We start from the raw sequence: 19,684 nt of genomic DNA on the forward strand, positions 1-19,684 counted from the left end.
AGCAGGACCCAGCCCTAGGTACGGACGACCCCGGAGATAAGCCGTGGCGTCAAGGTGACGTCAAGGAACAGTGAACGCCACGGGCTGCTCATTCTTGATAGGATTTAAGCTTCTGGACCACCGATGGCTATGCACAGCACAACGACAGCTATGCTAATGGCATAGGTTCGAAAAAATATCTCATGAAAATAGTCGTCCTGAATGACCTCCATGTAATTCGCAAAGCTTAAGGTAGCAATGATTCCTTCAGCATAATCAAAGCTATTGAAACTGAGCACCAGGGTCATCAACAGCGGCATGCCCAGCAGCATCAGGAAAAAAATCGCCCCAGGAGCACTCAGTAGCCATGGAATCAGCGACTTTGGCAGGAACCGTGACGGTGTCGTCGGCAGCGTTGATGCAAGTTCAGCCATAGACCTTCTCCTTGAGTAGCCGAATGGCACCGGGAGACCAACTGACACCTACGTCATCACCTACCGCAACACCTCGTTTCCCCAGGTTGGGCTGGGTGATGAACAACTCCCCGGCACTACTGTCGATCTGATAGAGCCAGTGGTTACCAAGGAACAACCGGGTCTTCACCCTGCCCTTGAGCTTGCCACTTGCACAATCCGTCAGTTCGAGCTTCTCAGGACGAATCGAGATCTGTACCTGGTTGCTGGCACGTGGGCCGTCCAGTGTGAGCTCAAGCGTCGCATCACCTAAGCGTATGGCTGTCTGGTCGCCTTGCCTCTTCTCGATCAGACCGGTAAGCAGGTTGGTCTTGCCGACAAATGAGCTGACAAAGGCATCACTAGGCCGTTCATAGGCATTAAAAGGCTCATCGACTTGCACGACGCGCCCTTGGTTCATGACAACGACGCGGTCACTCAGGGAAAGAGCTTCGGACTGGTCATGGGTGACCATGAGTGTGGTTGTCCCGACTTGCTGTTGAATATTGCGCAGCTCTATCTGCATGTCCTCGCGAAGCTTGGCATCGAGGTTGGATAGAGGCTCATCGAGCAGCAAAAGCGGTGGTCGAATCACCAGGGCACGCGCAAGTGCCACGCGTTGACGCTGACCACCGGAGAGTTCTCTAGGATAACGATCCTTGAACTGATCAAGATGGACTAGCTCCAGCACCTCCCCCACCCGCTGTCGGCTTTCGGCTGCAGGAACACTCCGCATTTCCAATCCGAAACGCACGTTCTCAACCACCGTCATATGCGGAAAAAGAGCATAGGACTGGAATACGATCCCAATGCCTCTCTCATTCGGCTTACGGTGAGTGATGTCTTCACCATCCATGAGAATGCGCCCCCGGGTTGGCTCTACGAACCCGGCGATCATCTGGAGGGTGGTAGTCTTGCCGCAGCCGGAGGGTCCCAGAAGAGAAACGAACTCTCCTTTTTCAATCTCCAGGGTAATATCTTCAGCGGCAGTGGTGGGCCCATAACACTTGGTTAATGACGTCAGACTTAGATAGCTCATGTGGTAGGACTCTCCCAAGCCCCTGCCTGACAGCTATTGCCAGGCAGGGTCACCAGTCATGGAATTAATGGATTAGCTTCAATCAACGCTCGACGCGACGATTCCAGCGGTTTGTCCATTCCATGCGCTGTGGGTTAATGACATCCCAGTCCACTGAGATCAACTGATCGACACGGTCACCATAGGGCAGTCGTGCCGCCAGCTCATCATCGAGCTCAGTGTATCGATTTGATGGTCCCCAGCCCTGAGTTTCGGCGAGGATAGTCTGGATCTCAGGAGAGAGAAGGTGCGCCATGAAAGCCCGGGAGAGTTCATCTTCACCGCTACCATCGACGATGCACCCTGCAACCATCAAGGCAATAGCACCCTCTTCGGGATAGGCAAATTTTGCTGGAAATCCGGTATCTGCCAGCGCCTGAACACGCCCGCTCCCCCAAACCGAAAGAGCAATTTCCTCATTCTGGAAAAGCTGCGACATACCACCTGCCGATGTTTCGAAGCTGAGGATGTTCGGAACGACAGAATCCTGAATGTATTCGAATCCAGGGTCGATATCGTCCTCTCCTCCACCATTGAGCCTGGCAGCCATAACCAAGGTATGCAGCCCATAGGTATTGCTAACCGAAGGAACAACAATTTTCCCCTGGAACTTTTCGTCGGCCAAATCACGCCACGAAGATGGTGCTTCCCATCCGTTTCGCTCAAACATTTCAGCATTGTAGGCAAAACCAGATGCCACCACGCCTACACCTACGGCATTATCTTGCGGAAAGCGGGCAATATCGTAAACGTCGTCCAGAGCCTCCAAGCCGTTCATGGGTGCGCAAAACCCGAGATTCACCGCCTGATACATTGGACCATCATCGAGCAGTACAACGTTCAGCTCCTGCTGCCCCGCCTGGGCTTGGAGCCGCGCCAAGGTGTCAGTGGAATTACCGGCAACATATACGATATCGACATCATGCTTTTCTTGAAAGGCAGGAATGATGGATTCTTTCATCGCATATTCCGATGAACCACCATAAGCGCCAATATACAGGGTGTCTGCCTGTACTGATGCTGCTGCAAGTCCCATCACGCCAGTCATGGATGCAGTGAGTAGTACCCGTCTATTCATGCTTGGGATCCTTAAGTTTGTTGTTGTAGAGGCCGGCCAATATCGACAGAGTCAGAATCATTTCATAATTGCTGCACTGCCATATCGACTCACAACTTAGAAGCTAGCATTGGCAACCCATGCAAACTAATGCCTTTTTATGCCCACCCTATTCATCAATGTTATGGGGTGTCCCGCCTTCAGCATCTATCAGCTGCTGGAGCTGGCTCTGCGCATCCTCCAGAAATTCCATTGCCAGGCGTGCCGGCGGGCGATAGGCGGGAAGGACTGCGCTGTAATGAAAATCGATCGCGGGCAGAAAGGGTTTTGATACCAATCCTTGCTTGGAGTAAAAATTGGCTGTCACAGGATCAATCAATGATACACCTGCCCCCGCTTTCACCAGCTCGCAGGCTACGCTGGACAGCTGTGTCTCTATGCGCTTCCGACGCCTGATACCCGCCGCATGAAATGCTTGATCAATGATGGGCCTAACGTCCTGTAGCTGGCCCAAGGAAACGAATGGCTGATCCTCCAAATCCTGGATTTCTATCACCTGCTTCATAGCCAAGGGATGAGATGGCTGCATCATCAATCGAAGGTAGCCCGTTGCCAGGGGTAAGACGGTCACTGCCGGATCCTCGATGTGCATACCGATGAACCCCAGATCGCACTGCTGAGTCCCGACCCACTCCAGGACTCGCTGAGAACTATGTGATTGGAGCGAGATGGTTATGCCCGGATGCCGTACAGAAAACTCATGTACCATGCCTGGAAGTACGCTTAATGCTAATGCTGGCATGCAGCTGACAAACAGGCGGCCGGTACGGAACTCGCGGATTTCTTTTGCGGTTTCAGTGATTTTTTCAAGCCCCACGAACGCTCGCTCGACATCTTCATAAAGCGCTTGCGCTTCTGGAGTCGGTACCAGTCGCCCCTTGTCTCGCTTGAACAAGGAAAAACCCACGTGGTACTCAAGGTCGGCGATGAGCCGGCTCACGGCAGGCTGTGAAACATGTAGCGTCTGAGCAGCACGGGTCACGGTCTTGTGCACCATGACTGCCCGGAAAGCTTCAATCTGACGGAGGTTTACCATTCCATCTCACCACAAATTAGTGGGCGCCCTTGGATACCCGAACGAGCAGCGGTAAAGCACACCGGATTCTGGTCAGGTCAGGTCAGAAAGAAAGCTAGCATTCCAGCAAGCATAAGAACCAATACAGAGAATTGGCCACCTTATTCAAAATTGTTATGGGCATTAAGGCTCACAGGGTGAGGGGCAATATGCTTGCGCAAGCCATTCAATCTCTTCCAAGTGAACCTATGTGGCCTGGCCGAGACTTTGGCGGAAGGCGGCGACGAAATCTCGAGCAAGCCGCGAGAGCGGCTGATCACGTGGCGTCAGTAGGGCAAAATCTTCACCCAAATTAGGCTCAAAGGGCCGCAGTGTCAGCGAGCCCTCACCAAATGCTCTGGCGCTGATGGGATCAAGAATGGCAATACCGACTCCGCTGGCAACAAGACGCGCGGCCTGAAGGGCCAGGGAGACTTCTAGGCATCGGCGCGGCTGTATGCCTTTTTCTTCCAGTAACCGATCGAGCGCTTGACGCAGCGGATCCTGGGGCTCGAAATAAATTAACTCCTGGTCTTGCAGGTCCTCTGCACAAACGCGCTCGCGTGCGGTGAGCGGGTGCCTGTTTGGCAGTATGCACAAGCTATCGAGACGAAAGCATTCACTATTCACGCGGTCGTCGTTGTCAGCCACGATGGCGAAGCCAAGGTCGCTGCGCTGGGTGATGACATCCTCAATTACCTGTTCAGAACGAAAGGTGGCGAGTTCGATCCGAGTATCGGGATGAGCGGGCGCAAACTTGGCCAGAACATCGGGCAAAAAGGTCATGCCGAGGAGCGGCATGGTGCTGATTCTCAGCCCCCCTACTTCTCGTTCCCGTATCCGTCGTGCGGTATCGCGCAGATGATCGATGCCGCTCCATACGCGCTGCACTTCGCGATGGAAGAGGCGCGCTTCAGGAGTCGGCATCAAGCGACCTCGCACCCGCTCGAACAGCAGAAAGCCTAGATCATGCTCAAGCTGCTTGAGCAAGCGGGTTACCCCGGGCTGAGCTATCAGCATGCGCCTGGCCGCACCGGAAACCGTGCCGCATTCCATGACCAGCTTGAAAGCAAGTACCTGCTTATCGCGAAGATGGGGTGACTTCATATTATTTGCGTATCGTCATGGCAATTATTGGTATTGGATCGTATACCGTTCGCCTCGCTATCGTCGATGGCATACCACACAAGAATCGGACGGCATGCAGCAGGATTTCTTAATCATCGGCGGTGGCGTGGTCGGTATGGCAGTGGCCTATGGTCTGCTGCGTGCAGGTTGCCGCGTCACGGTACTCGATGGCAGCGACGATACACTGCGCGCTTCGCGGGGTAACGCAGGTCTCACCTGGGTGCAGGGCAAGGGGGCGGGCATGCCTGCCTATGCCGAACTCAGTTTCGAAGCGAGCCTGGCCTGGCCTGAATTTGCCGCTGAACTCGAGGGACGCACCGGGCTAGACCTCGAATATGAACACCGGGGCGGAGTCGATCTCTGCTTCAATCAGCATGAGGCAGCGGCACGACAGCTCGAATATGCGGAGATCCAAGCGGCATCACCCAGCCTGGCACGACACTTCCGCTGGCAATATCTCGACCGCAAGGCGCTTGCCTCGTATCTCCCGGGGCTCGGTGAGAGCGTGCACGGAGGTACTTGGTCGCCCCATGATGGTCATTGCAATCCCTTGCACCTATTGCGCGCCCTGTTCACAGCGAATCTTGGGCTCGGGCTCGATTATCGTCCTGCCAGCGAGGTGCATTTGCTCACCCCCCTCCTTAACGGCTTTCGAGCGATGACCTCGCACGGCGCCTACGAGGCCGAGCGACTTATTCTTGCTGCTGGCCTCGGCAACGCGGCATTAGCACCGATGCTGGGACTCAGTGGGGAGGTACGGCCGGTGCGCGGCCAGGTCTTGGTGACTGAGCGCCTACCAAAGGTTGCCCAATTGCCCACCCCACAGATCCGACAGACGGCGAGTGGTGCCTACTTGATCGGGGACACCCAGGAAGAGGTCGGTTTCGACAGAGGTGTAACCCTGCCCATAATGCAGCAGTTGGCCAACCGCGCCGTATGCATCTTTCCCTTTCTAGACCGTGTGCGACTGGTGCGCTCCTGGGGAGCGCTGCGCGTGATGACGCCAGATGGGCACCCTCTCTATGAAGCTTCTCAGCAATATCCCGGGGCTTATGGCCTAAGCAGTCACAGTGGTATCAGCCTGGCAGCCTTTCATGCCGGACGCTTGGCCGAATCCATCCTACAAGACAGCCTGAGTCAAAAATACGCCGAGTTCTCAAGCGCGAGGCTCTCTCACTCCATCCTCAACCCATAGCGGCATAACAAAATCAGCCCGGTATCACCCACGCTCACACGACAAAACAAACTGCGAGGAAACCGATATGCGAATTCATACCTTCTCCACTCTGCTGTTATCGGCTGCCCTGCTCGGAGGAGCAGCGAATGCGGAAGATAAACCGCTGCGTATTGGCGTCGATGTACCCTACGAGCCCTATCAGTACAAACTGCCGGACGGCACCATTACCGGTTTCGAGGTAGAACTCGTCAATGCTGCCTGCGAGCGAATGCAACGAGAATGCGTGTGGGTCGAACAGGCTTGGGATGGGATCATTCCGGCACTACAGGTGCGGAATTTCGATCTCATTGCATCGGCGATGAACATAACTGAAGAGCGCTCACGCCAAGTCCTGTTCTCGGATCCGTATTATCAGGTGCCTTCTGTCTGGGTCGGCAAGGCGAATGCCAACCACGAGATGGAGGGCCCGCTCAAGGACATGGTGATAGGCGTTCAGCAAGGGACCATCCAGGATGAGTACGTTACTCAGTTCTACCCTGATGCAGAAATCCGGCGCTACGCTGACTCTGGCTCAGTGGTTGCCGACATGCATGCCGGCCGCCTCGACCTTGTGTTCACCGCATTCCCCCTGGCCCAGAGGACGATGTTCAATGATGATCGCTTTGCGCGGCAAGGCGACCTGGTAACCGGTCCTGACTCCATCTACGGACCCGGCATCGGCGCTGCATTCCGGCAACGGGACGAGGCGTTGGCAGGGGCATTCAATGAAGCCATGGCCGAATTGAAAGCGGACGGTACTTTCGATCAAATTTTTGAAAGCTACTTCGGCAACTAGAACGTATCATTCAATTAAATCGAGAAGAGGCTGGGGGGCATTGCCCCTTGGCCTTGAAACTTGTATGAGATCATCCCGTACCCAACTCTCCCGTCGATGGTTTTCTTATCGGGCTTGGTGTTCGCTCACGCCCCGCTAAAAGCTTCAGAATCAACAGCGCGAACTGCCTACCCGTCTCCTCGTTCTCCAGCAACGGCATACTGAGTTTTTCATGGTCGCTTAGGGCGTCTAGCACGGCATCGGTAACCTTCTTCGGGAACAGGCCGTGCATCACCTGATCTTCGCTGTGGTTGCGCACTTGGGCCATCACCACTTCGTCGCGTTCGATGCGGTCGGCGATGCCGTTCGCGAAGTACAGTTTGTCGTCGTCGCTAACCTCGGCGCCGTAGAGGTCGTTAAGCCGATCGATGATCTCGGCCAGGCGCAGCTTCTCGGGGTCGTGGGGCTTACCGGAGCCGACATCGCTGACTGGCTTGAGGGGGCTACTCTCGGCAACCTCAAGGCGTAGGCGTTTCTCCTCGCGCTTGGTAAGCCGGTAGTGGGTCAACTCCAGCTCGCTGACGTCGATGGCCTCCTCCTCCAGCAGCCGGTCGGTGCGCAGCAGCGGGTAGAGGTGGCGGGCGTAGACGCAGAGCTGCTCCAGCTCGGGGTCGTCGAAGGTGACGATCTGGCTGAGGAATTCGTAAGTGCGCACGAAGCTCTGCAGGTTCTTGCGGAACAGATCGAGCTCGTCGCGGGTGGTGCCAGCGTCCTTGAGCTCCTGCTCGGCTCGCTTCAGGCCCTTGTCGTCGCCGTTCTGCTCGGCAATGTGGCGGGCTTCCTTCCAGGTCTGCAGCTGTTCGAGGGTCAGCCGGTAGCGCTGCTTGAAGCGATCCTGGGCAGGTCGGCAGTAGTAACTCAGACTCGAGGCCGGGGCCTTGGGGTCGAAGAAGGCGCGGGCGAAGGCTTCCACCTCGGGCCAGTGGTAGATGCCGCTGGCGTCCAGGCTGCGCTGCAGGTCATAAACCACGTTGGGGTCGGAGACGTCGGCCAGCTCTGCCTTGCGGTAGTAGGGCGCGAAGGCGTCGAGGATCTCCTGCTCCTCGTTGTAGAAGTCGAGGATAAAGGTCCGCTTGCCGGGGAACAGCCGGTTGAGGCGCGAGAGCGTCTGCACGCAGTCCACACCCTGGAGCTTCTTGTCCACGTACATGGCGCACAACTTGGGCTGGTCGAAGCCGGTCTGGAACTTGTTGGCGGCGATCATCACATTGAAGTCGTCGGTGTCGAACGCCTCGGCCAGATCACGCCCCTTCAGGCCGGGGTTGAGCAGCCGGCTGGTCTCGGTAACTTCTTCGGGAATCACCTCGTCGGCCGGCACACTGCCGGAAAAAGCCACCATGGGGTGAACGTCGCCGTAGCCCTTGTCCTTGATGTAGGCCTGCATGGCGAGCTGGTAGCGCACCGCCTCCTGGCGGCTGGCGGTGACCACCATGGCCTTGGCCTGGCCATCGAGCAGGTGACGCACGTTCTCGCGATAGTGCTCGACGATCACCTCAACCCGCTGGGCGATGTTGTAGGGGTGCAGGCGCACCCACCTGGCCAGGGTCTTTGACGCCTTCTTGGAGTCGACTTCCTGCTCCTCACCCTCGGGATGGGCGAGCTTCCAGGCGGTGCTGTAGGTGACGTAGTTCTGCAGCACATCAAGGATGAAGCCCTCCTCGATGGCCTGACGCATAGAGTAGAGGTGGAACGGCTCGGGCTTGTTGTCAGCGCTGGCTGGCAGATCGGGATCCGGCGGCCGGCCGAACAGCTCCAGAGTCTTGGCCTTGGGCGTGGCGGTGAAGGCGTAGTAGCTGATGCGCTCGCTGGGACGACGCGAGGCCACTGCGGCACCCAACATCATCTCCGCACTGATCTCGCCTTCATTGTCGTCTGCGGCCTCACCAGCAGCCGCCAGCAGCGCCTTGAGCTTGCTGGCCGAGCTCCCGGTCTGGGAGGAGTGAGCTTCGTCGGCAATCACCGCATAGTTGCCTTCGGCCAGTTGGGGTCGCTTGTCCAAAGCGTCGAACAGCGCAGGGAAGGTCTGAATGGTGACGATGATGATGCGAGTGTTGCTGGCCAACGCCTCGGCGAGCTGCTCCGACTTGCTCTTGTTGCCAATGTCGCGGGTGATCGGAGAGACCACCCCATGGGCGTGCTCGAACTGGTAGATGGTGTCCTGGAGCTGGCTGTCGAGGACCGTACGGTCGGTCACCACGATCACCGAGTTGAACAGCTTGGTGCCGTCCTCGGCGTAGAGGTTGGCCAGCTGGTGAGCACACCAGGCTATGGAGTTGGATTTACCCGAGCCGGCGCTGTGTTGAACCAAGTAGCGGCGCCCCGGCCCCTCTACCAGGGTGGTCTGCACCAGGCGGTTGACCACTTCCCACTGGTGATAACGAGGGAAAATCAGCGTCTCTTTGGTGCTGCGGTGGCCGTGGAAGTCCTCGACGGTCTTCTGCTCCAGGTGCAGGAAGCGGCCAAGCACCTTCAGCCAAGCGTCCTGCGCGAATACCTGCTCCCACAGATAGGCAGTGGCATAGCTCTGCTCGTCCGGCGCGGGCGAGTTACCGGCACCGCCCTCCTCCGTTCCGCGGTTGAAGGGCAGGAAGTAGGTGTCCTTGCCGGCCAGCTTGGTGGTCATCGCCACTTCGGCCTGGCTCACCGCGAAGTGAACCAGGGCACCGCGCTTGAAGGTAAGCAGCGGTTCCGGCTTGCGGGTGACGGGATCCTTGACCGGACGGTCCTGGCGGTACTGCCGCTTGGCATTCTCCACCGTCTGCTTGAACTGGCTCTTCAGCTCAAGGGTGGCGGTGGGGATGCCATTGACGAACAGCACCAGATCCAGGCGTGGGTTGTAGCTCTCGGCGCCCTTGTCCTTCTCCCGGGCGTGAGGCGAGTAGGAGATCTCCGGTACTACCCGCAGGCGGTTGGCGCGGTAGCGGGCCAAGGAGTCGGGATTCATGCCGTGGTCGGGCTGGAAGCCGCAGAGGTCGAACTTCACCCCCGGCACCTTGAAGCCGTGGCGCAGCACCTCCAGGGTACCGGCACGCTCCAGCTCGCGGACCACCTTCTGCACGAATACCTGCTCGGGGGCCTGGGGGTTGGCCTTGCAGAACTTCTCCCAGCGCTCCGGCCAGGCCTCGCGCACGTAGCCGAGCAGATCCTCGGTGTAGAGCGCCGAGGCGCGGTCGTAGCCGTTGGCCGTGCCGGCCATCCAGCCCTCGGTCGTCATGGCATCAATGATGTCCTGCTGGAACCGGGCTTCCCTGCTGTCCGCCATATGATCCCCTGCGCTTGGCGTAATTATTCGTAACAGCCTAGCGCTTTAGGGTTAGGAGGAGAAGCCTACTAAGGCTGAGACATTCCCCACAGGGGGCGTTGCCGCCAGTCGTCAGGAAAGCCTATTTCGGCAACATTGATTGCATGTCGATCGATTAGCCGTCCAAGCTGGGCATTCATGCTCAGCGGGAGCTTGTTGGAAAGCGCGGACAAGATTCAGAAAAAAGTACCCCCAAGGTGCGCTTCCATGAGTGGCGTGGGGGTGTTGTTACCAACGCAGTAAGACGCGACCTGATGTCGAGTCACACCGATCAGATTAACTCAACCTGAGCAGCAGCAGCACTCACCTGCCGATCCTGCCACTCGCCGTAAGTCAGGCCACTGTCTTCTGCCTTCCAAGAGGTTCGGCCGTTGGCGCTACGACCGGAAACCACTGCGGCGGCAGCGCTGGGGCTGCTGAAGCTTTGGTCCTCGCTGAAGATACGGGTGCCGCCACTGCCTTCCACCAGCACGCCATCCTCACATAGCTGATTATAAAGACTCTGATAGCCGCGTTCGGTGCCGATCCAGCTTCCTCGGGCGAGGGAGTCCTTGAAAACATAGAACTCGCCGTCGATTTCCTGACCGGTGGCTCGGATACCGTGCCGTGGCACCTCCAGGGTGAAGCGCGGCGAGGCCTCAGACTCGGCAACCAGGGCCGCTTCCGGGATCCGCGATGGGCGTGAGGTCTCACGCAGGAAGTCGAAGCCCAGCACCGGTAGTACGGTGCGAATCTGCTCCAGAAAGAACGCCATATCGGCGCGATCTGACTCAGGGAGATTAATGTAATCGTGTGCGGTCCCGTTGATCAGCTTGCAGCGCCCCACCTGACCGGCGCTTTGGATCAACAGACTCTCCAGATACTTCACATGAGCCTTGGTCAGGTTCTGGTCCTTACTGGTGACCAGGCAGACCTTCTCCCAGAAGTCCTTACCCCCTCCAGAGCCTGCAACAACTTCGGGGCGGTTGTGCTGCTTGAGACGGTTACCGACGTCGTCGCTCTCGCCGATGTAGACCAGCGGGCGCAAGCTATTGTCGGGGTCGGGGCCAACGAGGAAGTAGATACCGGTGCGACCGCACTCCGGGCGCTGGACCAGCTCGCTGAGCTTGCTGCGCGGCCCGGTGAGCACATGACCGGTCCAGTTCATGATCTCGGCGGTGAGCAGGCCGTTGGGCGTGCCGTCCACCAGAAAGAGCCGGATACTGCGTCCTTGCGTCATACCGCCTCCGCCTGTGTAGCCTCAGAATGAGTAGATGACCCTGCCGGAGGCTTCCAGCCGCGCACATCGATCTTGCCGGTGACGGCGGCGGAGATCAGGGCGGAGCGACGTTCTTTCATCAATTTAACTGCAACAATTGCTTCCTGCTCAAGCCTATCAATCTTGACAAAAGAGTAGTTGATAAAATCAGCTATCAATTTTTGCTCATGCGGTGGAGGAACTGGAACTAACAACCCCCTTATGTCATCCACATTCACACGCTTAAAAGTAGATCCAATCATTAAATTTTCGAGCTGAGCCATAGTCAACGGAGACAGCAGAACAGCCTGAAAGTAATCACTCGAATATTCGCTAGACAGCTTTTTCATCAGGCAGACATCCTGCCCCATAGCAAAAGGCGGGTGCCACCCAGCAACTTGAGCGACCGCACCTACAGTAGCATTCCTACTAAAAACAAGGTCTCCTTCCTCAGGCTTTCTTCCGGCCTCAATTAACAGCTTATAAAATAAACCTGTGGTTTGCTTCGCCCTACTTAGATCAACGTAGCGATCTTGAACTTCACGAATACTAGCAAGCGGAATCCCATCATCAACAAAATCAGCTGTAATATGCTTACAGTCTGTCACCGACCAAAAACGCTTAAGGCTAGTCACCTCCCAATGCGCCGGCACTTCGCCCAGCCACTCCACCCCGGAGTCTTTCATTGGCACACCGGGGTCCAGCCCCTTGGTAACGGCATGGGAGATCACCGCCTGGCGCTTCTCCTTGAGCAGCTCAATCAGGCGCTGCTGCTCCGCCACCAAAGCGTCGATGCGGGCGGTTTCGCGGTCGAGGAAGGTGGCAATAGCTTCCTGTTCATCAAAGCAAGGAATAAGCACAGGAAATGACATCAGGTCGTCCCTGCTCATTTGTAGCGAATTTGGACGAATCCCTGTCAAATATTTCGTGTAACCTTTGACGTAGCTCTCACTCCTCATCAAATGATGAATAAATCTTTTGTTTATTGATCCATCTATCCAGTAGCTGCGATAAGCTGGACTCACATGACCCTCGTGGTCTGATACCCCTAGGCCTGAATAATTAAGCCACATAGTGTTCACTACAAGCTGACCTGGGCGAACTATGCGATAGCCAAGTAGCTCATTATCACTTCTTCTTTTGTTCTCGTCTTCATATACCTTGGGCTCAACTCCCCTATACCCGGAAACTGAAAGCATCTCACCCACGACATTGCTATCGATTTTTTCCCCGCTCTCCTGAAATAAGTAGCGAAATTTATGGATAGGCCAGTGCGCTGGCACCTCCCCCAGCCACTCGACGCCGGAATCTTTGTACTCGGGGTAATTCGGAAACGTCATGCCGACAGCTCCTCGATCATCTGCTTGATCCGGTCGGTGCAGGCCTTGAGGTCGGCGTCGATCTCCTCCAGCGGGCGCGGCGGGGTGAACTGGTGGAAGTGCCGGTTGAAGGGGATCTCGAAGCCGACGATGCCGATGCGGCCGTCCAGCGGGTCGCGCTTCTCCTCGTCGATCCAGGCGTCGGGGACGTGGGGCTTCACCTCGCGCTCGAAGTAGTCAAATACCGATTCACCCAGCGGCACGTTCTCGTTGTCGCGCAGGCTGCTGTCGGGCTCGGGGTCGCCGTTCTTGTCCAGGCAGACATCCGCCTCGGGGTCGCGCTCGGAGAGGGCGTTGAGAATGGCCTTCTGCACCGGGGCGCCAATCTTTAGGCCCGCCTCCTTCAGGGCGGCCTTCAGCACCTTTGTGAAGACTTCGCGGTTGGTGAAGCGCTGCGCCGGGTCCAGGGTGGCGCAGGCGCTATTGATCGCTTCACGCTCGCCCTCCGCGAGCTTCTGGATCGGCTTCTCGTCATCGAGCCTTGCCAGGCGCTCGGGGCTGGCCTGGAAGTTGAGGCGCAGCGGGCGCTCCACGGTGATGCGCCGGTAGCCGAAAGCCTCCACCGGGAACAGCTTACTCTCCTCGCTCTCCTGGCAGGCACCGTAGAGTCGCACGATCTCCTCGATGTCGCGGTCGGCGACGAACTGACGTTTGCTGCCCAGCGACTTGCGCATCTTGCTGGCCCGGCCGGTGGCGTTGATCAGTTGCACCTGGCCACGGCGTTCTGCGGGCTTGTTATTCGAGAGAACCCACACATAGGTGGCGATGCCGGTGTTGTAGAACAGGTCGGTAGGCAGGCCGACGATGGCCTCCACCAGGTCGTGCTGCAGCAGGTAGCGGCGGATCTCCGATTCCCCGCTGCCGGCGCCGCCAGTGAACAGTGGCGAGCCGTTGAGGATGATGCCGATGCGCGAGCCGCCCTCCTGGCGGGGGCGCATCTTACTTACCAGGTGCATCAGGAACAGCAGCGAGCCATCGGAGACCCGCGGCAGGCCGGGGCCGAATCGGCCCTCGTAGCCTTTATGGTTGTGCTCGTCAGTGATCGCCTTCTGCACCTTCTTCCATTCCACGCCGAAGGGCGGATTGGAGAGCATGAAGTCGAAGTGCTCGGCGGGGAGCTGGTCATCGGAGAGTGTATTGCCGAGCTTGATCCGGTCCACCACCTGGCCCTTGATCAGCATGTCGGCCTTGCAGATCGCGTAGGACTCGGGGTTGAGCTCCTGGCCATGCAGCGAGACGCTCATGCCGCCGCTGATCTGCTGCATGTACTCGTCGCTCTCGGAGAGGAAGCCGCCGGTGCCCGCGGTGGGGTCGTAGACGGTGACGATTCCGCCACTCTTGAGCTTTTCATCCTGCCCTGTAAGTACCAGTGAAGTGGTCAGATGGACGATGTCGCGCGGGGTGAAGTGCTCCCCCGCCGTCTCGTTGGAGCTCTCGGCGAACTTGCGGATCAGCTCCTCGAACACCAGGCCCATGCCATAGTTGGAGAGCCGCTGCGGGCTCATATCGAAGGCGGCAAAGCGCTGTACCACCTGGTAGAGCAAGTTGCTGGCCGACAGCTGCTGAACGAAGCCCTCGAACTCGAAGTGCTCGAAGATCTCCCGCGCATCCTGGCTGAACGACTGCACGTAGCGCATCAGGTCGTCGGCGGTCTGGGTGTCGGAGAGGGTGCCCAGAGTCAGCGGTGAGGCATTGAAGAAGGGCTGATCCGCCACGCGCAACAGCAGTTTCTCGCGCACCGCCTCGGACTTGGCCTGGTGGGCGTGAGCCGCGTCGAGCACCTCGGCCTTGGTGGGCTCCAGTACGCACTCCAGGCGCCGCAGCAGGGTGAAGGGCAGGATAATACGACCGTACTGGGACTGCTTGAAATCGCCGCGCAGCAGATCCGCCACGGACCAGATGAAGGCCGCCTGTTGAGAATGACTTTCCGTGTTCATGATTTGTCCCCGCGTAGGCCCCTGATAGGTGACTTTTGTCGGCCATCAAACCCAGCGAGGTGGAGCGAGGGGCAGTGCATCTCAAACTGGGGAAAGCACTGTTGTAATGGTGGGCCCAGCTGGACTCGAACCAGCGACCAAGGGATTATGAGTCCCCTGCTCTAACCAACTGAGCTATAGGCCCTGCATTGCGCCGGCGTATGATAGCGAAAGCTGGTGGGTGTGGCCAGAGCTTGGGCCACGGCAAATTCGCCTCGCTGCGCCGGGCACTTCCCGACGTTTGGCGTGTCTTGAAGGTTGAGCCTTCCGCTCTAGGAGACGCCCCGCTCATGAAACGCTTTCTCTCTTCTTTTCTGATATTGCCGCTGGGCGCCACCGCTCTGCTGTTCACCCTACCGCTGGCAGCCTGGGAGCTCGACCCGGAGCATTCGCGGGTATCAGCCACGGTGATGCAAATCGGTCCCGATGGTCCTGTTCCGCGTCAGCATGAAGTACGTCGGCTAAGCGGCAGTGCCAATGCCAGCGGTACCTTGGAGCTGCCGCTGAGGCTCAACCAGAGCGACGTGGTGGAACGCCTGGGCCCGCTGCCCCCCTGGCTTTCGGGCCTGACCGAACGCCCCATGGCCACCCTGACCACCCAGTTTCCCCCCGAGCGGCTGGAACGGCTCGAAGTAGGCGAATCACTGGTGGAAACCCTGGCCATGAAGGTGCAATCAGGCAGCACCGTACGCGAGGAGTCACTGCCGGTTCGCTTCACCAAGAGAAGCAATAACGAAATTCAGGTGACCAATGCCGAGCGCGTGGCGCTGGATGGAAAGGCGCTGATGGCCGACCCCACTCTGCGCTCGGTAATGCTAATGCTCGGCTACGAGCAGATCGGCGACGAGGTACCGGTCAATCTCAATGCGCTGCTCGTCAGGTAGCGAATTCGATTCACCATAGGGCCGTTGCGGCCGGCCCCGCTGGAGAAACGTTTCGTTGCCGCCTTGTGGTGACTGAACTAGGTTTAATTGGCACCCTGACACCGAAACGGCACGCACCTGGAAGGTGTGCACGGCCGTTTCGGCTTGAACCATGGGCAGAGGAGGGAAGCCGTGCCCGAGTTCGAGTTGGCGACCATCGATCTGGTGATCGTTGGCCTGTATATGGTCATGATCCTTGCCATCGGCTTCTGGGTGGGCCGCAAGAGTAAGGACTCGGAGAGTTACTTCCTTGCCGGCCGCGGCATGATCTGGCCACTGGTCGGCTTCAGTCTGGTTTCCGCCAACCTCTCGGGGACGTCCTACATCGGTCTCGCCGGTGCCGGCTACCACGACGGTATCGCGGTGTGGAACTACGAGTGGATGGCCACGCTGGTACTGGTGTTCTTTGCACTCTTCATCCTGCCGTTCTACCTGCGCTCCCGCGTCAGCACCATGCCGGAGTTCCTGGCCAACCGCTACGACAAGCGCTCGCGCTACGCCTTCTCCATCTTCTCGGTGTTCACCGCCCTGTTCATCGACAGTGCCGGCGCCCTGTTCGCTGGCGGTATCGTGCTGAAGCTGCTGTTTCCCGAAATTCCGCTGGGCATGCTGATCACCGCCATGGCGCTGCTTGGCGGCGCTTATGTCATCCTGGGTGGCCTGCGTGCGGTGATGATCACCGACACCATTCAAGCCGTGCTGCTGTACGTGGCAGGCGCTGTCATCTTCTTCATGCTGTTTCGTGAGCTAGGTTCTTGGGAGGCGGTTCGCAACGCAGCGCCGGAGGACGGCTTCACCGTCTTCAAACCGGCGGACGATGATTTCCTGCCTTGGCCCGGGGTGCTCACCGGGGTTCTGTGGCTGGGCTTCTATTACTGGACCACGAACCATATCGTCATGCAGAAGGTGCTCTCGGCCAAGAGTATCGATCATGGTCGCTGGGGGGCGCTGATGGCAGGCTTCCTTCAGCTGCCGCTGCTGTTCCTGCTGATTCTTCCCGGCACCATGGGGCGAGCGCTTTACCCTGACCTGCCCGACTCGGATCTGATCTGGCCAGCGCTGGCCTTCGACTTCCTGCCCATCGGCATCCGCGGCCTGGTGCTGGCGGCGCTGGTGGCCGCACTGATGTCGACCCTCGATTCGGTGCTCAACGGCGCCTCCTCGCTGGTGGTGAACGATTTCATCAAGACACGTAAAAAGAAGCGCAGTGAAAAGCAGCTGCTCTTGATCAGCCGAGCCATGGTGGGAGTCTTCATGGTCGCCGCCGGTTTGTGGGCACCGGTGATTCTGACCTTCGACGGTATCGTGGAGTACTTCCAGTCTTTCCTGGGTTACGTGACCATGCCGGTGGTGGTGATCTTCCTCGGCGGGCTGTTCTGGCACAGGGCCACTAGCGCTGCCGCCTTCTGGACCCTGGTGATAATGGCCCCGATCGGCCTGGCTGGCTTTCTTGCGGGTGAAATTTTCGAGCTTTACGAACTGCAGTTCCTCTATGGCACGGGGATCATGTTCGTCCTGTGTCTTTCGCTATTCCTCGTTATTACCCTGCTCACCGAGCCCCCCTCTCGGGAAACACTCGAGAATTACGTCTGGTCGCGTGAGGCCTGGCGTGAGGAGACGCGGGAGCTAGCCGATAAGCCGCTGTGGCAAAACTACCGCGTACTGGCGGGGTTGCTGGTGGTGGTGACGTTGATATGGGTCTACCTGTTCATCTAGCTGGGCCAGATGAGTAGCGAGGCCAGGCTGCCCCCGGCCTCGCTCTTGCGTTACGACAGCGCTTCGCTCTCCTCCAGCGCTCCCGTCTGTACCTTCCACTGCGCGGCATAGCGCCCACCCCGCTCCAGCAGTTCGGTGTGGCTCCCCTGCTCCACGACCCGGCCGCCGTCCACCACGACGATCTCGTCGGCGTGCACGATGGTGGAGAGCCGGTGGGCAATCATGATCACGGTGCGACCGTGACCGATCTTGGCCAGGGAGCGCTGGATGGCCGCCTCGGTCTCGTTGTCCACCGCGCTGGTGGCTTCGTCGAGCACCAGGATCGGCGGATCCTTGAGCAGCGCCCGAGCCAGGGAAAGCCGCTGACGCTGGCCCCCAGAGAGGCGTACGCCACGTTCGCCCACGGCGGTGTCGAGCCCTTGGGGCAGCGCCTGGATGAACTCCCAGGCTTCGGCGGTGCGTGCCGCCTCGATCACCTCCGCCTCACTGGCTTCGGGCCTGCCGTAGGCGATATTGTCGCGAATCGAGCCTTCGAAGAGATAGACGTCCTGACTCACCAGGCCGATGGCCTGGCGCAGCGAATTGAGACTGACGTCGCTGATCGGCTGGCCATCGATGCGCACCTCACCGGCAGAGGGGTCGTAGAAGCGCAGCATCAGCTTCATCAGGGTCGACTTGCCGGAGCCGGTGGCGCCCACCAGCGCCAGCGTGTTGCCGGCGGGTACCTGCAGGCTGACGCCGTCGACGCCCACGCCGCTCGCCGCATAGCGGAAGCTGACGCTGTCGAAACTCACTTCACCGCGCACCGGCTCCGCCAGCGGTTTGCCTTCGTTGTCCTTCACCGTGATCGGCACCGCCAACAGGTCGAGAATGCGCCGAGTACTGGCCATGGCGCGTTCGAACAGGTCGATCACTTCGGCAAGTCCCGTCAGCGGCCAAAGCAGGCGCTGGGTGAGGAACACCAGCACGCCGTAAGCGCCGACGTTGAGGTCGCCGCGCAGGGCCATCATGCCGCCCACGGTGAAGGTGGCAAGAAAGCCGGCCAGAATCGCCATGCGAATCACCGGGATGAAAGCGGAGCTGACCCGGATGGCGCGGCGGTTGGCCTCCACGTAGGCCTCGCTTACCGCGCGCAGCCGCTCCGCCTCCCGCGCTTCGCTGGTGAAACTCTTGATGGTGGCGATGCCGGAGAGGTTGTTGGAGAGCCGGCTGGCGAGATCGCCCACCTTCTCGCGTACGTCGGCATAGAGCGGACCCGCCTTGCGCTGGAAGAAGAACGCGCCCCAGATGATCAGCGGGATCGGCGTGAAGGCGAGCATCGCGATCAGGGGAGAGATGACGAAGAATACCGCGCCCACCGCCACCACGGTGACGCCGACCTGGATCAACGAGTTGGCACCGCCATCGAGGAAGCGCTCGAGCTGGTTGACGTCGTCGTTCATGGTCGCCACCAGCTGGCCCGAGCTCTTCGATTCGAAGTAGGCCATGTCCAGTCGCTGGGCGTGCTCATAGGTGTCCAGACGCATGTCGGCCTGCAGCCGCTGGGCCAGGTTGCGCCATAAAATCTTGTAGAGATATTCGAAGATCGACTCGCCGGCCCAGATGAAAAAGGTCAATACGGCCAGAATCAGGATCTGCTCCTGGGGCGTGGTGAAGCCGAGCCTTGCCACGAAGCTGCGCTCTTGGTTCACCACGACATCGATAGCGACACCGATGAGAATTTCCGGGGCGATATCGAAAATCTTGTTGATGACCGAGCAGGTGGTGGCGGCGATGATGCGACGCCGATAGCCGCGCGCATAGCGCAGCAGGCGTACCAGAGCCTGGAAGCTGTTGGCGGATGCATTGGCTGACATGAGAGATTCCTTGCGCACAAGAGTCGCAGCTTACCGGGTCCGGGGCGGTTGCACCAAGACGAAGCCGGGCCACCGATCGACTCGGGACCCGGCGTTCCCGAAGTTGCCTGATAGGAAACTCAGCGGATGCGTAGGCTTACTGCCATCCGGCCTGCTCGAGCAGCGCACGAGCAGCTGCCGCGAGCTCGCCCAGCTCCTCCATTGGAGTCGCGTCCATACTGGCGTCGCCCAGCTGAGCGGCGGCTCTGACCTGACTCACGTCGGCAACGACAGGATAGAAGATGCCTTCGGCTACATCGCGCTGAACGACATCGCCGGCGGTATGCTCGAGGAAGCGCAGCGCCGCTTCATCGCGTGGCGTGCCGCGGGCCATGGCGAAGCCGGCTAAGTTACGGTAGGCACCCCGGCCCACTTCCCCGTGCCCGTCCCCGTGCCCC

14 protein-coding genes, 1 tRNA gene and 1 pseudogene are annotated in these 19,684 nt (G+C 58.9%); 4 read left to right on the plus strand and 12 right to left on the minus strand.

Annotated features, from left to right (window positions below; translation table 11 throughout):
- Positions 1-104 precede the first annotated feature (104 nt).
- The 5 genes from AC2VNO_RS02260 to AC2VNO_RS02280 all read right to left on the minus strand — a co-directional run bounded on the left by AC2VNO_RS02260 (position 105) and on the right by AC2VNO_RS02280 (position 4,787).
- Positions 105-413 (minus strand): hypothetical protein, encoded by a 309-nt coding sequence (locus tag AC2VNO_RS02260; protein ID WP_486932614.1) that lies wholly within the window; start codon positions 411-413, stop codon positions 105-107.
- Positions 406-1,470, minus strand: a complete 1,065-nt coding sequence (locus AC2VNO_RS02265; protein WP_486932615.1) for an ABC transporter ATP-binding protein — start codon at positions 1,468-1,470, stop codon at positions 406-408. Before AC2VNO_RS02265 ends, AC2VNO_RS02260 begins: the two co-directional genes overlap by 8 nt.
- Before the next feature lie 82 nt (positions 1,471-1,552).
- A complete protein-coding gene (locus AC2VNO_RS02270) occupies positions 1,553-2,587 on the minus strand; it encodes an ABC transporter substrate-binding protein (RefSeq protein WP_486932616.1) in 1,035 nt (344 codons plus the stop codon).
- A gap of 148 nt (positions 2,588-2,735) precedes the next feature.
- Positions 2,736-3,662, minus strand: a complete 927-nt coding sequence (locus tag AC2VNO_RS02275; protein ID WP_486932617.1) for a LysR substrate-binding domain-containing protein — start codon at positions 3,660-3,662, stop codon at positions 2,736-2,738.
- 225 nt (positions 3,663-3,887) lie between these two features.
- A complete protein-coding gene (locus tag AC2VNO_RS02280) occupies positions 3,888-4,787 on the minus strand; it encodes a LysR substrate-binding domain-containing protein (protein ID WP_486932618.1) in 900 nt (299 codons plus the stop codon).
- Positions 4,788-4,881: 94 nt separating this feature from the next.
- On the opposite strand from AC2VNO_RS02280, the gene AC2VNO_RS02285 reads away from it, so the two are divergent.
- Both AC2VNO_RS02285 and AC2VNO_RS02290 read left to right on the plus strand, forming a co-directional pair.
- Positions 4,882-6,003 carry an NAD(P)/FAD-dependent oxidoreductase gene (locus AC2VNO_RS02285; RefSeq protein WP_486932619.1) on the plus strand — a complete coding sequence of 374 codons (1,122 nt, stop codon included), beginning with the start codon at positions 4,882-4,884 and terminating at the stop codon, positions 6,001-6,003.
- Positions 6,004-6,070: 67 nt separating this feature from the next.
- A complete protein-coding gene (locus AC2VNO_RS02290) occupies positions 6,071-6,820 on the plus strand; it encodes a transporter substrate-binding domain-containing protein (protein WP_486932620.1) in 750 nt (249 codons plus the stop codon).
- 70 nt (positions 6,821-6,890) lie between these two features.
- Here AC2VNO_RS02290 and AC2VNO_RS02295 read toward each other — a convergent pair whose 3' ends face one another.
- From AC2VNO_RS02295 to AC2VNO_RS02315, 5 genes are all read right to left on the minus strand, one after another.
- A complete protein-coding gene (locus AC2VNO_RS02295) occupies positions 6,891-10,121 on the minus strand; it encodes a type I restriction endonuclease subunit R (RefSeq protein WP_486932621.1) in 3,231 nt (1,076 codons plus the stop codon).
- Positions 10,122-10,431: 310 nt separating this feature from the next.
- A complete protein-coding gene (locus AC2VNO_RS02300) occupies positions 10,432-11,379 on the minus strand; it encodes a GIY-YIG nuclease family protein (RefSeq protein WP_486932622.1) in 948 nt (315 codons plus the stop codon).
- Positions 11,376-12,737 carry a restriction endonuclease subunit S gene (locus AC2VNO_RS02305; protein ID WP_486932623.1) on the minus strand — a complete coding sequence of 454 codons (1,362 nt, stop codon included), beginning with the start codon at positions 12,735-12,737 and terminating at the stop codon, positions 11,376-11,378. Before AC2VNO_RS02305 ends, AC2VNO_RS02300 begins: the two co-directional genes overlap by 4 nt.
- Complete coding sequence (locus tag AC2VNO_RS02310) at positions 12,734-14,713, minus strand: type I restriction-modification system subunit M (protein WP_486932624.1); 1,980 nt, start codon at positions 14,711-14,713, stop codon at positions 12,734-12,736. The genes AC2VNO_RS02305 and AC2VNO_RS02310 overlap by 4 nt, the downstream gene beginning before the upstream one ends.
- 107 nt (positions 14,714-14,820) lie before the next feature.
- Positions 14,821-14,897: transfer RNA gene (locus AC2VNO_RS02315), tRNA-Ile, on the minus strand.
- Positions 14,898-15,042: 145 nt separating this feature from the next.
- On the opposite strand from AC2VNO_RS02315, the gene AC2VNO_RS02320 reads away from it, so the two are divergent.
- Together AC2VNO_RS02320 and AC2VNO_RS02325 are read left to right on the plus strand one after the other, a co-directional pair.
- On the plus strand, positions 15,043-15,636 hold the full coding sequence (locus AC2VNO_RS02320) for a hypothetical protein (protein WP_486932625.1): 594 nt from the start codon (positions 15,043-15,045) through the stop codon (positions 15,634-15,636).
- Between the two features lie 171 nt (positions 15,637-15,807).
- Complete coding sequence (locus tag AC2VNO_RS02325; protein WP_486932626.1) at positions 15,808-17,391, plus strand: sodium:solute symporter family transporter; 1,584 nt, start codon at positions 15,808-15,810, stop codon at positions 17,389-17,391.
- 50 nt (positions 17,392-17,441) lie between these two features.
- Here the strand turns inward: AC2VNO_RS02325 and AC2VNO_RS02330 are convergent, their stop codons facing one another.
- Together AC2VNO_RS02330 and AC2VNO_RS02335 are read right to left on the minus strand one after the other, a co-directional pair.
- Entirely contained in the window at positions 17,442-19,247 is a 1,806-nt protein-coding gene (locus AC2VNO_RS02330) for an ABC transporter ATP-binding protein (protein WP_486932627.1), read from the minus strand.
- Between the two features lie 136 nt (positions 19,248-19,383).
- Positions 19,384-19,684 (minus strand): annotated as a pseudogene (locus AC2VNO_RS02335) (hypothetical protein); the annotation flags it as partial.

It is taken from the genome of Halomonas sp. TH-94, assembly GCF_057473365.1.